This is a genomic window from Streptococcus criceti HS-6 (assembly GCF_000187975.2).
GTDB lineage: Bacteria > Bacillota > Bacilli > Lactobacillales > Streptococcaceae > Streptococcus > Streptococcus criceti.
Genome location: NZ_AEUV02000002.1, coordinates 2,404,652 through 2,417,851, shown reverse-complemented (window position 1 = coordinate 2,417,851; position 13,200 = coordinate 2,404,652). Strand labels below are relative to the sequence as shown.

The window sequence follows — 13,200 nt, the reverse complement described above, 5'->3', positions numbered from 1 at the left end:
GGCAGCAGTAGGGAATCTTCGGCAATGGGGGGAACCCTGACCGAGCAACGCCGCGTGAGTGAAGAAGGTTTTCGGATCGTAAAGCTCTGTTGTAAGAGAAGAACGTTGAGTAGAGTGGAAAGTTACTCAAGTGACGGTATCTTACCAGAAAGGGACGGCTAACTACGTGCCAGCAGCCGCGGTAATACGTAGGTCCCGAGCGTTGTCCGGATTTATTGGGCGTAAAGCGAGCGCAGGCGGTTTAGTAAGTCTGAAGTTAAAGGCATTGGCTCAACCAATGTTTGCTTTGGAAACTGTTAAACTTGAGTGCAGAAGGGGAGAGTGGAATTCCATGTGTAGCGGTGAAATGCGTAGATATATGGAGGAACACCGGTGGCGAAAGCGGCTCTCTGGTCTGTAACTGACGCTGAGGCTCGAAAGCGTGGGTAGCGAACAGGATTAGATACCCTGGTAGTCCACGCCGTAAACGCTGAGTGCTAGGTGTTGGGTCCTTTCCGGGACTCAGTGCCGGAGCTAACGCATTAAGCACTCCGCCTGGGGAGTACGACCGCAAGGTTGAAACTCAAAGGAATTGACGGGGGCCCGCACAAGCGGTGGAGCATGTGGTTTAATTCGAAGCAACGCGAAGAACCTTACCAGGTCTTGACATCCCGATGCCATCCCTAGAGATAGGGAGTTACTTCGGTACATCGGTGACAGGTGGTGCATGGTTGTCGTCAGCTCGTGTCGTGAGATGTTGGGTTAAGTCCCGCAACGAGCGCAACCCTTATTGTTAGTTGCCATCATTGAGTTGGGCACTCTAGCGAGACTGCCGGTAATAAACCGGAGGAAGGTGGGGATGACGTCAAATCATCATGCCCCTTATGACCTGGGCTACACACGTGCTACAATGGTTGGTACAACGAGTCGCAAGCCGGTGACGGCAAGCTAATCTCTGAAAGCCAATCTCAGTTCGGATTGGAGGCTGCAACTCGCCTCCATGAAGTCGGAATCGCTAGTAATCGCGGATCAGCACGCCGCGGTGAATACGTTCCCGGGCCTTGTACACACCGCCCGTCACACCACGAGAGTTTGTAACACCCAAAGTCGGTGAGGTAACCTTCGGGAGCCAGCCGCCTAAGGTGGGACGGATGATTGGGGTGAAGTCGTAACAAGGTAGCCGTATCGGAAGGTGCGGCTGGATCACCTCCTTTCTAAGGAAAACTAAGTAACGGAGGGCGTTTAAAAGCGACTTGATTTTAGGAAACCAAGGCAGTATGCTTGCATACAAGGTGGTTTATCTAAATCACAAGCTTTTAGCCCGAGTACAATTTAGCCGATAAGGTTAATGGTACCCTTATTTAGCTACGGAAGCACGTTTTGGGGAGTGTCTATTTAGTTTTCAGAGGTTTTGTGGGGCCTTAGCTCAGCTGGGAGAGCGCCTGCTTTGCACGCAGGAGGTCAGCGGTTCGATCCCGCTAGGCTCCATTATCTAGGATACAAAGAGATGTTCGGCTTGCCGAAATTTCTGTAGAAAAATAGGAAATCGACGCAGTGTGTCTTGCACACAAGGAGATTTATCTTTTTTCCTAAGAAATTAATCTCGTGTTCAACTAGATAAGCTGATATTAGAATACGATCCTAAACTTTCTAGGAATAAGTCAAAACCACCTAGTGTCTTAGCGACACGTCGTTGGTTGTCTCCTTATTCTACGCAAGTTTTGCGACAGGTCGCACCGGATCTTGATATCATGCACTTGTCCATTGACAATTGAATATCTATCAAATAGTAACAAGAAAATAAACCGAAACGCTGTAAATATTTAATGAGTTAATTAATAAGGTTAAGTTAATAAGGGCGCACGGTGGATGCCTTGGCACTAGGAGCCGATGAAGGACGTGATTAACGACGAAATGCTTTGGGGAGCTGTAAGTAAGCAGAGATCCAGAGATATCCGAATGGGGGAACCCGGCAACTACAGGTTGTCATCACTAATTGTTAAGATTAGTTGAGGGAAGACGCGGTGAACTGAAACATCTCAGTAGCTGCAGGAAGAGAAAGCAAAAGCGATTGCCTGAGTAGCGGCGAGCGAAAGGGCAAGAGGCAAACCAGGATGTTACATTCTGGGTTGTAGGACTGCAATGAGGACTTATAGATGATAGAAGAAGACTCTGGGAAGGGTCGCCAAAGAGAGTAACAGCCTCGTATTTGAAATCGTTTATAAGCCTAGCAGGATCCTGAGTACGGCGAGACACGAGGAATCTCGTCGGAAACTGGGAGGCCCATCTCCCAACCCTAAATACTCCCTAGTGACCGATAGTGAACCAGTACCGTGAGGGAAAGGTGAAAAGCACCCCGGAAGGGGAGTGAAAGAGAACCTGAAACCGTGTGCCTACAAGAAGTTCGAGCCCGTTAATGGGTGAGAGCGTGCCTTTTGAGAATGAACCGGCGAGTTACGTTATGTGCGAGGTTAAGTTGAAGAGACGGAGCCGTAGGGAAACCGAGTCTGAATAGGGCGAGTGAGTACAATGATGTAGACCCGAAACCAGGTGACCTACCCATGAGCAGGGTGAAGGTGAGGTAAGACTCACTGGAGGCCCGAACCAGAGTACGTTGAAAAGTGCTTGGATGACTTGTGGGTAGCGGAGAAATTCCAAACGAACTTGGAGATAGCTGGTTCTCTCCGAAATAGCTTTAGGGCTAGCGTCGACATTGAGAATCTTGGAGGTAGAGCACTGTTTGGGTGAGGGGTCCATCCCGGATTACCAATCTCAGATAAACTCCGAATGCCAAGTATTTATGGTCGGCAGTCAGACTGCGAGTGCTAAGATCCGTAGTCGAAAGGGAAACAGCCCAGACCACCAGCTAAGGTCCCCAAATAATTGTTAAGTGGAAAAGGATGTGGGGTTGCACAGACAACTAGGATGTTAGCTTAGAAGCAGCTATTCATTCAAAGAGTGCGTAATAGCTCACTAGTCGAGTGACCCTGCGCCGAAAATGTACCGGGGCTAAAACAATTTACCGAAGCTGTGGATTCCGAAAGGGATGGTAGGAGAGCGTTCTATGTGTGATGAAGGCATACCGTGAGGAGTGCTGGAGTGCATAGAAGTGAGAATGCCGGTATGAGTAGCGCAAGACAGGTGAGAATCCTGTCCACCGTAAGACTAAGGTTTCCAGGGGAAGGCTCGTCCGCCCTGGGTTAGTCGGGACCTAAGGAGAGACCGACAGGTGTATCCGATGGGCAACAGGTTGATAGTCCTGTACTAGAGTATAGAGTGAAGGAGGGACGCAGAAGGCTAACTCAACCAGACGATTGGACGTGTCTGGCCAAGCAGTGAGGCGTGAACTGAGTTAAATGCTTAGTTCTGTAACGTTGAGCTGTGAAGGGGAGCGAAGTTTAGTAGTGAAGTGAGTGATGTCACGCTGCCAAGAAAAGCTTCTAGCGTTAATGTATACTCTACCCGTACCGCAAACCGACACAGGTAGTCGAGGCGAGTAGCCTCAGGTGAGCGAGCGAACTCTCGTTAAGGAACTCGGCAAAATGGCCCCGTAACTTCGGGAGAAGGGGCGCTGGCTTAAAGTCAGCCGCAGTGAAAAGGCCCAAGCAACTGTTTATCAAAAACACAGCTCTCTGCGAAATCGCAAGATGAAGTATAGGGGGTGACGCCTGCCCGGTGCTGGAAGGTTAAGAGGAGTGCTTAGCGGTAACGCGAAGGTATGAATTGAAGCCCCAGTAAACGGCGGCCGTAACTATAACGGTCCTAAGGTAGCGAAATTCCTTGTCGGGTAAGTTCCGACCCGCACGAAAGGCGTAATGATTTGGGCACTGTCTCAACGAGAGACTCGGTGAAATTTTAGTACCTGTGAAGATGCAGGTTACCCGCGACAGGACGGAAAGACCCCATGGAGCTTTACTGCAGTTTGATATTGAGTATCTGTACCACATGTACAGGATAGGTAGGAGCCATAGAAGCCGGGACGCTAGTTTCGGCAGAGGCGCTGTTGGGATACTACCCTTGTGTTATGGCTACTCTAACCCGATTGGCTAAACGTCAATGGAGACAGTGTCTGACGGGCAGTTTGACTGGGGCGGTCGCCTCCTAAAAGGTAACGGAGGCGCCCAAAGGTTCCCTCAGATTGGTTGGAAATCAATCGCAGAGTGTAAAGGTATAAGGGAGCTTGACTGCGAGAGCGACAACTCGAGCAGGGACGAAAGTCGGGCTTAGTGATCCGGTGGTTCCGCATGGAAGGGCCATCGCTCAACGGATAAAAGCTACCCTGGGGATAACAGGCTTATCTCCCCCAAGAGTTCACATCGACGGGGAGGTTTGGCACCTCGATGTCGGCTCGTCGCATCCTGGGGCTGTAGTCGGTCCCAAGGGTTGGGCTGTTCGCCCATTAAAGCGGCACGCGAGCTGGGTTCAGAACGTCGTGAGACAGTTCGGTCCCTATCCGTCGCGGGCGAAGGAAATTTGAGAGGATCTGCTCCTAGTACGAGAGGACCAGAGTGGACTTACCGCTGGTGTACCAGTTGTTCTGCCAAGAGCATTGCTGGGTAGCTATGTAGGGAGGGGATAAACGCTGAAAGCATCTAAGTGTGAAGCCCCCCTCAAGATGAGATTTCCCATGATTTTATATCAGTAAGAGCCCTGAGAGACGATCAGGTAGATAGGTTGGGAGTGGAAGCATGGTGACATGTGAAGCGGACCAATACTAATCGCTCGAGGACTTATCCAAAGGTATTGACAGCGAGAGGTTGAGCTTGGTACAATAGATAGGTATTCAATTTTGAGTGCACAAACAATCCAGAGGATTGTTTGGGTTGGGGAATCAGGAAACGACGTTTCCCACCTAACCCATTCATAGTTAAGTGATGATAGCCTAGGAGAGACACCTGTTCCCATGCCGAACACAGCAGTTAAGTCCTAGCACGCCTGAAGTAATTGGGGGTTGCCCCCTGTGAGATAAGGGAGTCGCTTAGCGATAGGGAGTTTAGCTCAGCTAAGGAGGACGGAAGTTCGACTTTGTCGAAGCGTTAGCGCACGACAGGGACCAGTTTGAGCTAAGCCCCGCGAGGGAGTTTAGCTCAGCTGGGAGAGCATCTGCCTTACAAGCAGAGGGTCAGCGGTTCGATCCCGTTAACTCCCATGATTAAGTAATGAGGACGTAAAAAAAGCGGTTGATTTTAGGAATCGCTCAGAGGTTTAAGGACTTCAAGAGGATTGCTCTCAATACTAGCTTTTTAGTTCGAATAGAATTACTTGAATAGGTCCCGTGGTGTAGCGGTTATCACGTCGCCCTGTCACGGCGAAGATCGCGGGTTCAATTCCCGTCGGGACCGTTAGTAAGAGGAGACTCGTTAGCTCAGTTGGTAGAGCATTTGACTTTTAATCAAAGGGTCACTGGTTCGAGCCCAGTACGGGTCATAGATGCGGGTTTGGCGGAATTGGCAGACGCACCAGATTTAGGATCTGGCGCTTAACGGCGTGGGGGTTCAAGTCCCTTAACCTGCATAGGAAGCAATAGGCCGGCTTAGCTCAGTTGGTAGAGCATCTGATTTGTAATCAGAGGGTCGCGTGTTCAAGTCATGTAGCCGGCATTTGCGAACGTAGTTCAGTGGTAGCGAATATTATTCGTTACTTTTTTGTTTAGACAATTAAAAAGCACTCATAAATTTAATGAGTGCTTTTACAACTTTAACGATTCTTGAGTTCAAGATAACGCTTGTACCAGATATTGATATAAGATTCTGAGAAAGGCCCTTTTTTATTGTTAATCCACTCAACAAGAATTTTGACATTCTCTTTCAGAATATAATCAATATCTGCTGAATAATGCATTTCTTTTTTATGGCTTTCATATTCGTCAACATCTAAAAGCTTTTTTTCGTGATTCTCAAAGACTTTGACATCTAAGTCGTAATCAATATATTTGAGGGCTTCCTCATCCATAACATAGGGACTAGCTAAGTTACAATAATAGGAAACACCGCTATCACGAATCATTGCAATTATATTGAACCAAAATTTTTTATGAAAATAAACAATGGCTGGTTCTCGAGTCACCCAGCGTCTGCCATCACTTTCAGTAACAAGTGTATGGTCGTTTACACCAATAATTGCATTTTCAGTTATTTTTAGTACCATAGTGTCGCGCCATGTTCGGTGCAAACTACCATTATGCTTATAACTCTGAATTGTAATAAAGTCGCCTTCTTTGGGTAATTTCATGGCTAAAACCTTCTACAATTTAGTTTATCCGTTATAGTTTAACATAATTTGATGGAAAAAGCATTTGTTAAGAAAGAAAATGGTAGAACTATTGCTTATAGATAGTCAGCTAAAGCAGATGAAATGTCGGAAAAATCATAGCCCTTTCGAGCCAAAGCTTGGATTAAATGCTGTTTAAGTGCATAATCCTCATATCTCTTTTGATACTTTGGTAGAAGCCTATCCACATCTCGATAGATAAGAGTAATGTCATCCTCTTTATTTTTATCAATAGCTAAATTTTCGAGCGCTTGATTAACTGTTTGATAGTCAAAACCTTTGCTAAGAAGATTTTGCTGAATTTTAGCCTTGATGGTTTTTGCTGGGTAACGACCTGCATACTTTTTATAAAGTTTTTGTCCAACCTTGACAACAGTATGGGAAAAGTCTTGTCCGTCTAGGCATTCTTCAATAATGGACTTTGCAATCCCTTTCTGGGAAAGCTTCTGGCTTAGAACGAAAGGTCCCTTATCACCATTTGTTAAATTTTGATTGATAAAAACCTCAGCGTAATGATAATCATCAATCCACTTATCTTTTTTTAAATCTGTTAGGACTTTTGGAATAATTTTTTCCTCAATATCATGCTTATTGAGATAATCTTTAACCTCTTTTTCTGTTCTTTGTTTGAAGGAAAGGAAGTAGAGAGCTAGATTCTTACCATAGGAAAACTGGGCAAAATTCTTAATTTCCACCAATTCTTCCTTGGTGACCAATCTGTCCCTTGAAAGCATGAAATGGACAATGGTATCTTCGGTAATATAGAGCTTCTCTTCATCATCTAATTCAAGGAGATAGAACCGTTTTTTCTTTTCAATCTTAGTAATTTTCATAGGTTTATTATAGCAAAAATGGTAGAATATTAGGGTGTAAAGCGAGCCTAGCAATTTTAATGGAAGATTGTTGTTGAGAGTTACTCTTATTTATTCGCTTTTTATTTTTGGTTAGAAAGGACTTTGCAAGAATGAATTTGCAGGTCAAACAGCGGATTCCTCTAAAAATTAAGCGGATGGGGATCAACGGGGAAGGCATTGGCTTTTATAAAAAAACTTTGGTTTTTGTACCTGGAGCCTTAAAAGGAGAAGATGTTTTTTGTCAAGTGACAGCTGTCAAGAGGAATTTTGTCCAAGCCAAACTTTTGAAAATCAATAAAATATCTAAGGACCGAGTACAACCACGATGTCCCATATATGAGAAATGCGGGGGATGTCAGATTATGCACCTAGCATATAAGAAACAGCTAGATTTTAAGAATGAGATTATCAAACAGGCCTTGAAGAAATTCCAGCCTACTGGATACGAAAATTATGAAGTGCGACCAACCAAGGGTATGGAAAATCCTTATCACTATCGGGCCAAGCTCCAGTTTCAAACACGTCATTTTTCTGGCTCGGTTAAAGCAGGACTGTTTGCCAGTAATTCGCATCATCTGGTTCCGTTGGAGAACTGTCTGGTTCAAGATGAGTTGACACAGAAGATTGTGAATAAGGCGACCGAACTGCTAGATAAGTATAAAATTCCAATTTATAATGAACGAAAAATTGCTGGAATCCGAACAATCATGGTTCGTAAAGGGCAGGCGAGCTCCCAAGTTCAACTTATTTTTGTGACTAGTCGTGACTTACATCTGACCGCTCTGATTAGAGAACTAAGGCTGGCCTTCCCTGAAATTGTAACAATTGCTGTTAATTATAATAAATCAAAATCAAGTGAAATTTATGGCGACGAGACAGACATTCTCTGGGGAAAAGAGTCTATAAAAGAAGAGGTGCTGGACTATAGTTTCTCTCTATCGCCTAGAGCCTTTTATCAACTTAATCCTCGACAAACTCAGGTTCTTTACCAAGAAGCGGTTAAAGCTTTAGATATCGCTAAGGAGGACAATCTCATAGACGCCTATTGCGGTGTAGGGACGATTGGCTTTGCTTTTGCAGATAAGGTGAATTCCGTTCGAGGAATGGATGTAATTCCTGAGGCTATTGTGGATGCTAAAAAGAATGCGAAAGCACTTGGATTGACCAATACTCACTATGAAACTGGTAAGGCAGAAGATCTTATCCCCAAATGGTATAATGCAGGTTACCAAGCTAGTGCTTTAGTAGTTGACCCACCGAGAACGGGCTTAGATAACAAGCTTATTAAAACCATTCTCGAAGTAAAGCCTGAAAAGATGGTTTATGTTTCTTGCAATGCCTCAACTCTGGCCCGTGATTTAGTACCTTTGACAAAGTCTTACCAAGTGGACTATATTCAGTCAGTAGATATGTTTCCTCATACCGCTCGAGTTGAGGCGGTTGTTAAGTTGAGGAGAAAGTAGAAAATAATTGTTAAATACGAATAAAGATGAGAGTAGCTACGCAGTTACTCTTATCTTTGTTTTACAAAAAAATTACAAAAATTTCTAATTAATTAAATAAGTTACATTTATATGTTGACGAACAAATTAAACTAGGCTATAATGAAGGCGAAAAGAGAAAGGAATCAAAGATTATGAAAAAATCTTATAAATTTGTAGCTACGTTTATGCTAGGTACTGCCTTGCTATTAACGGCTTGTCACAAGAATAGTTCTCAAAGTAAAGATCGTCCAGCTTCTACAAAGACTAGCCAGACAAGTAAAGCAAGACCTCAAAAAGGAAGTTCACAGAATCAGTCCAGTTCCCAAGCTAGTAGTAATAGTCAAGGTAATGGAGAAACTAACAATCCATCAAGCTCTACAAATCAAAGTTCAGCTAATAGTCAAGTTACTGCTTCAAGTCTTGATGTTACTGCCATTGCTAACGGAGACTTCTCCAGTCTTGTTGGAACCTGGCAAAATGCTAATGGTGACACATTAGTTTTTGATAATAATGGTTTGGTCTCAGACACTCAAGTCATCTCTTCACAAGGTGTTAGCGGAGAAAAGGCTCTCTTTACGATTGCTCCAAAAGATTCAGAAGTAGGTAGTGCGGCCTTGTTTGTCATCCCTGCGGGTGTGCCAACTGTTGGAGGTAAAACCTATAAGCAAGATGCTTTGGTAGCAGGTCAAGGTGAGTCTGCAGAAGATACTCCATATTATCGAGTAGGCTGATGATCCGTAAAATTACTGTTAAGGAGTAGTGATTTTATTTAGTGAAAAGTAATATTACCGAAATATTTCATTATTACAGAAAAATATTGACGCTGCTTACCTATTTTTTTATAATAAAGGCGAAATAAAGTAATATGAATAGAAGGAGAGCTATTATGAAAAAAGATTTGTTATGGAATGAAAGACAACGTTTTTCTATTCGTAAATATTCCTTTGGTGCAGCCTCAGTTTTACTCGGAGCTAGTCTGGTATTAGGGGGACAGGTTCTAGCTGACGAACAAACAGCAGCTCCAACTAGTCAGCCACAAGATACAAGTGTACAGACGACTACGGGCAAGGAAACTGAAGCTATTACACCAAAGACAGATGGTGCTGTAAGAGAAGCTGTAGCAGAGACAGCTACTACCGATAAGGTTACCCAAGTAACTGCTGAGAACCCAACAGCAGTTAGTGATGCTGAAATTTCAACTGATAAAATCTCTACAAAAGAGTCTGATATCGATAACACTACAGTACCAACAAAAGTTGATGCTGCTATTCAAACTGGTGATTATACAGCTCCTAGTGAAATAAATTCAGCAGACCAAGCGCAACAGATAGGGTCAGTAACTAATTCTTCACCTGTTACAGCGATTCAGGAAGTCGGTAAAGACCTCCCAAACTCAGGAAACTATACTTATCCTGAACGCACAGAGGTCAAGAATAGTCCGTCAGCTTCGGCCCCTATAGCCTTCTATGCCAATGCAGGTGACCGTGTTTACTATGACCAAGTCCTCAATCAAGATGGCTATCAATGGCTGAGCTACAAATCCTATAGTGGTATCCGTCGTTATGCCAATATTGCCAAGTTAGTAGTTAAGGAAGTACAAGCCGATAAGCCAGATTCTCAAGTTGGTAAAAAGCCGGAGACTGACAGCGAAGAGACGCCCCTTCCAGCTTTGGAACGCTATATCTTTGATAAAGAAGTTGAGGTTAAGAACGAGGCAAGGGCTGCTGCCCAGACAGAATTTACCTTTGGAGAGGGTGACTCTATCAGCTATGATAAGATTCTTGAGGCAGATGGTTATAAATGGATTTCCTATGTGTCTTACGGCGGTACTCGTCGCTATGTCATGCTGGATAAGCTACCAGCTCAAGCTAACGAGCAAAAGACAGAATCCAAGCTAACCGGTCAAATTAGTATTGAAAACCAAAACGATAAGGGCTTTGATGTTCGGATTTCTAACGTGTCAGATAGCAATGGCATTCTGGCTGTTAAAGTTCCAATCTGGACAGACAAGGATGACCAAGATGATATTGTTTGGTATGATGCTGTGAGTCAAGGTGACGGCACCTATAAAGTGGCTGTGAATATATCTGATCATAAGAATGAAAGCGGTCTTTACAATATTCACCTCTATTATATTGAAAATGATGGTGCTATGAAGGGTGTTGCAAGTCTACAATATCCCCTTCTTGAAGCTGAAAAAACTCAAGTAACCCGGACAGGTACACTTTCCTTTAACAATAAGGATAATGGTGACTTTGATGTTATCATCTCAGATGTGGTTGATAGCCAAGGTGTCTTAGCTGTTAAGGTTCCGGTTTGGACAGATAATGACGGCCAAGATGATATTGTCTGGTATGATGCTACGAAGCAAGCTAACGGTGATTATAAGGTTAGTGTCAAGGTCAGCGATCATAAGAGCCAACATGGTGTTTACAATGTCCACCTCTACTATGTTGAAAATGATAACAAGTTGGTTGGTATTGCTGGGACCCAAACGACAGTTCCTGAACCAGCAGTTAAATCGGACTATGAAACAACCTTTCCGTCATTGAAAAGCTATACTTTTGTCAAGCAAGTTGATGTTAGAAATGAACCTCGAATGGCTGCGGATACAGCCTTCACCTTCCAAGCTGGCGAAAGTATCAACTACGATAAGATTATGCACAAGGACGGCCATGATTGGATTTCCTATGTCAGTTATGGCGGTCAACGGCGTTATATCGTTATTGGTTAAGCTTCCTAACAAATCTTTTATAGATAAAATCGCCTCTGCTTGTTTAAACAGGGGTGATTTTTTGGGTTAGAAGGAAGATGAAAAATAGCTAAGGATAGGCTTGATATAGCTACTTTGACAGTATTGTGAATTTGTGATATTATGATTCGAGAAAGTAGAGTAAAGTATGTATCGCGTATTAAGTATTAATGATGAGGTCATAGTACTTGCTAATACGGACGGTCACGTCAAAAGGATTGATCGTTTGTCTTTTAGTTTTAACCCTAGGTTGGGAGATAGGGTGGATCTTTTTTATGACGATCATGATGAAGTCATTGCGACGAGGGCCAGGGTAGTTGAGAATGAATCGGGTTCTCGCGCAATTAGATCAGCACTCCTACAGGGCATCTTTGACCTATTTACAGAAGTTTTAACGATCCACAATGATCAGGTTGGTAATATCAAGAAAATCCTTTCTCAGCTCTTTATTGCCTTCTTCATGGTTTGGGCCTTGGTGGGCGTTGTTGTTGTTGAGTTGATTATCCTGATTGAGTCACTCCTAATTTGGGCTTATCAATTTATATTAATTGCTATTAAGTATTTGCATGATGTGATTGCTAAGAAGCTGGCTGATCGGGCTCGGCAACAGGCCAAGCAAGAAGTTGCTGCAACTTATGGCTACGACCAAGCCTATGACAATGGGATCGATCCAGAGGCTTATGCTGATTATGAAGATGAGTCTTACGTTGTAGACCTCGATTCTTTAGAGTTGTCCCCTGATGAAAGGGACCGTTATTTTTCAGATGAGGCTGACTATCCAGAGAAGTAGGAGTTTTCCTATTTCTCTTTCTTTATAAGCTAAAATTTGCTAAAATGATAGGGAAATAAACAATAATACGAGGTAAGATATGTCACAATTTTTAGTTTTTGGTCACCAAAATCCTGATACCGATGCTATTGCATCGTCCTACGGCTGGGCTTATTTGGAGCGTACAGCTTTTGGACGTGATGCTGAGGCTGTCGCCCTTGGGACGCCAAATGAAGAAACCGTTTTCGTTCTGGACTATTTTGGTGTTGAAGCACTGCGTGTCGTTGAATCTGCTAAGGCAGAAGGGGTCGATAAAGTTATTTTAACGGACCACAATGAATTTCAGCAATCTATTTCAGATATTCGCGAAGTAGAAATCGCAGCTGTTATTGACCACCACCGTGTGGCCAACTTTGAAACGGCTAACCCGCTTTACATGCGTGTGGAACCAGTTGGATCAGCTTCTTCAATTGTTTATCGTGCTTTTAAGGAAAACAATGTTGAAGTGCCAAAAGAAGTAGCCGGTCTTCTCCTATCAGGTCTTATCTCTGATACCCTTTTGCTTAAATCACCAACTACTCACGAAACGGATCCCCAAGTAGCTAAGGAATTAGCTGAAATTGCTGGCGTCAACTTGGAAGAGTATGGCTTGGCTATGCTGAAAGCAGGGACTAACCTTTCAAGCAAGTCAGCTGAAGAATTGATTGATATTGATGCTAAGAGTTTTGAGCTCAATGGTAACAATGTGCGCGTGGCTCAGGTCAATACGGTTGATATTGATGAAGTTTTGGATCGTCAAGCTGAAATTGAAGAAGCTATCAGGGCCTCACAAGAAGCTAATGGCTACTCAGACTTTGTCTTGATGATTACAGATATTCTGAACTCCAATTCAGAAATTCTAGCACTTGGAGCTAACAGGGATAAGGTTGAAGCAGCCTTCAATTTCAAATTAGAAAACAATCATGCCTTCCTTGAAGGGGCTGTATCACGTAAGAAACAAGTGGTTCCGCAGTTGACGGAAAGTTTTAATGGATAAAAAGCGCACTCAAAAGCCAAGGGCAAAGGGCCCCTGGCTTTTATATATAGGAGAAG

The 13,200-nt window shown here is 43.7% G+C and carries 7 protein-coding genes, 6 tRNA genes and 3 rRNA genes; 14 read left to right on the top strand and 2 right to left on the bottom strand.

Annotated features, from left to right (window positions below; translation table 11 throughout):
• The 9 genes from STRCR_RS11255 to STRCR_RS11215 all read left to right on the top strand — a co-directional run.
• A 16S ribosomal RNA gene (locus tag STRCR_RS11255) occupies positions 1-1,193 on the top strand; the annotation flags it as partial.
• A gap of 201 nt (positions 1,194-1,394) precedes the next feature.
• Positions 1,395-1,467, top strand: a tRNA-Ala gene (locus tag STRCR_RS11250).
• Between the two features lie 354 nt (positions 1,468-1,821).
• Positions 1,822-4,717, top strand: a 23S ribosomal RNA gene (locus tag STRCR_RS11245).
• 129 nt (positions 4,718-4,846) lie between these two features.
• A 5S ribosomal RNA gene (gene rrf / locus STRCR_RS11240) occupies positions 4,847-4,962 on the top strand.
• Positions 4,963-5,055: 93 nt separating this feature from the next.
• Positions 5,056-5,128: transfer RNA gene (locus STRCR_RS11235), tRNA-Val, on the top strand.
• Between the two features lie 120 nt (positions 5,129-5,248).
• Positions 5,249-5,321 (top strand) — tRNA-Asp (locus tag STRCR_RS11230).
• Positions 5,322-5,333: 12 nt separating this feature from the next.
• Positions 5,334-5,406, top strand: a tRNA-Lys gene (locus STRCR_RS11225).
• Positions 5,407-5,411: 5 nt separating this feature from the next.
• Positions 5,412-5,493: transfer RNA gene (locus STRCR_RS11220), tRNA-Leu, on the top strand.
• Positions 5,494-5,506: 13 nt separating this feature from the next.
• Positions 5,507-5,579 (top strand) — tRNA-Thr (locus STRCR_RS11215).
• Between the two features lie 97 nt (positions 5,580-5,676).
• On the opposite strand, the gene ntdP is transcribed toward STRCR_RS11215, so the two are convergent.
• On the bottom strand, positions 5,677-6,210 hold the full coding sequence (gene ntdP, locus STRCR_RS11210; RefSeq protein WP_004226094.1) for a nucleoside tri-diphosphate phosphatase: 534 nt from the start codon (positions 6,208-6,210) through the stop codon (positions 5,677-5,679).
• Positions 6,211-6,305: 95 nt separating this feature from the next.
• Complete coding sequence (recX, locus tag STRCR_RS11205; protein ID WP_004225225.1) at positions 6,306-7,082, bottom strand: recombination regulator RecX; 777 nt, start codon at positions 7,080-7,082, stop codon at positions 6,306-6,308.
• 131 nt (positions 7,083-7,213) lie between these two features.
• Here recX and rlmD point away from each other — a divergent pair, with 131 nt between their 5' ends.
• The 5 genes from rlmD to STRCR_RS11180 all read left to right on the top strand — a co-directional run bounded on the left by rlmD (position 7,214) and on the right by STRCR_RS11180 (position 13,144).
• Positions 7,214-8,566 carry a 23S rRNA (uracil(1939)-C(5))-methyltransferase RlmD gene (gene rlmD, locus STRCR_RS11200; RefSeq protein ID WP_004229255.1) on the top strand — a complete coding sequence of 451 codons (1,353 nt, stop codon included), beginning with the start codon at positions 7,214-7,216 and terminating at the stop codon, positions 8,564-8,566.
• A 173-nt stretch (positions 8,567-8,739) separates the two neighbouring features.
• A complete protein-coding gene (locus STRCR_RS11195) occupies positions 8,740-9,318 on the top strand; it encodes a DUF6287 domain-containing protein (RefSeq protein WP_004227093.1) in 579 nt (192 codons plus the stop codon).
• Positions 9,319-9,473: 155 nt separating this feature from the next.
• The gene (locus STRCR_RS11190) at positions 9,474-11,321 is read left to right on the top strand and encodes an SH3 domain-containing protein (protein ID WP_004225954.1); all 1,848 of its coding nucleotides are present in this window, start codon (positions 9,474-9,476) and stop codon (positions 11,319-11,321) included.
• A 166-nt stretch (positions 11,322-11,487) separates the two neighbouring features.
• Complete coding sequence (locus tag STRCR_RS11185) at positions 11,488-12,129, top strand: hypothetical protein (RefSeq protein ID WP_040804712.1); 642 nt, start codon at positions 11,488-11,490, stop codon at positions 12,127-12,129.
• A gap of 79 nt (positions 12,130-12,208) precedes the next feature.
• Positions 12,209-13,144, top strand: coding sequence for a manganese-dependent inorganic pyrophosphatase (locus STRCR_RS11180; RefSeq protein ID WP_004230106.1), 936 nt, complete (start codon positions 12,209-12,211; stop codon positions 13,142-13,144).
• The last annotated feature ends 56 nt before the right edge of the window (positions 13,145-13,200 follow it).

Coding starts and splice junctions, on each gene's coding strand:
- rlmD (WP_004229255.1), top strand. CDS start 7,214: ATGAATTTGCAGGTCAAACAGCGGATTCCTCTAAAAATTAAGCGGATG.
- ntdP (WP_004226094.1), bottom strand. CDS start 6,210: ATGAAATTACCCAAAGAAGGCGACTTTATTACAATTCAGAGTTATAAG.
- STRCR_RS11185 (WP_040804712.1), top strand. CDS start 11,488: ATGTATCGCGTATTAAGTATTAATGATGAGGTCATAGTACTTGCTAAT.
- STRCR_RS11180 (WP_004230106.1), top strand. CDS start 12,209: ATGTCACAATTTTTAGTTTTTGGTCACCAAAATCCTGATACCGATGCT.
- STRCR_RS11190 (WP_004225954.1), top strand. CDS start 9,474: ATGAAAAAAGATTTGTTATGGAATGAAAGACAACGTTTTTCTATTCGT.
- STRCR_RS11195 (WP_004227093.1), top strand. CDS start 8,740: ATGAAAAAATCTTATAAATTTGTAGCTACGTTTATGCTAGGTACTGCC.
- recX (WP_004225225.1), bottom strand. CDS start 7,082: ATGAAAATTACTAAGATTGAAAAGAAAAAACGGTTCTATCTCCTTGAA.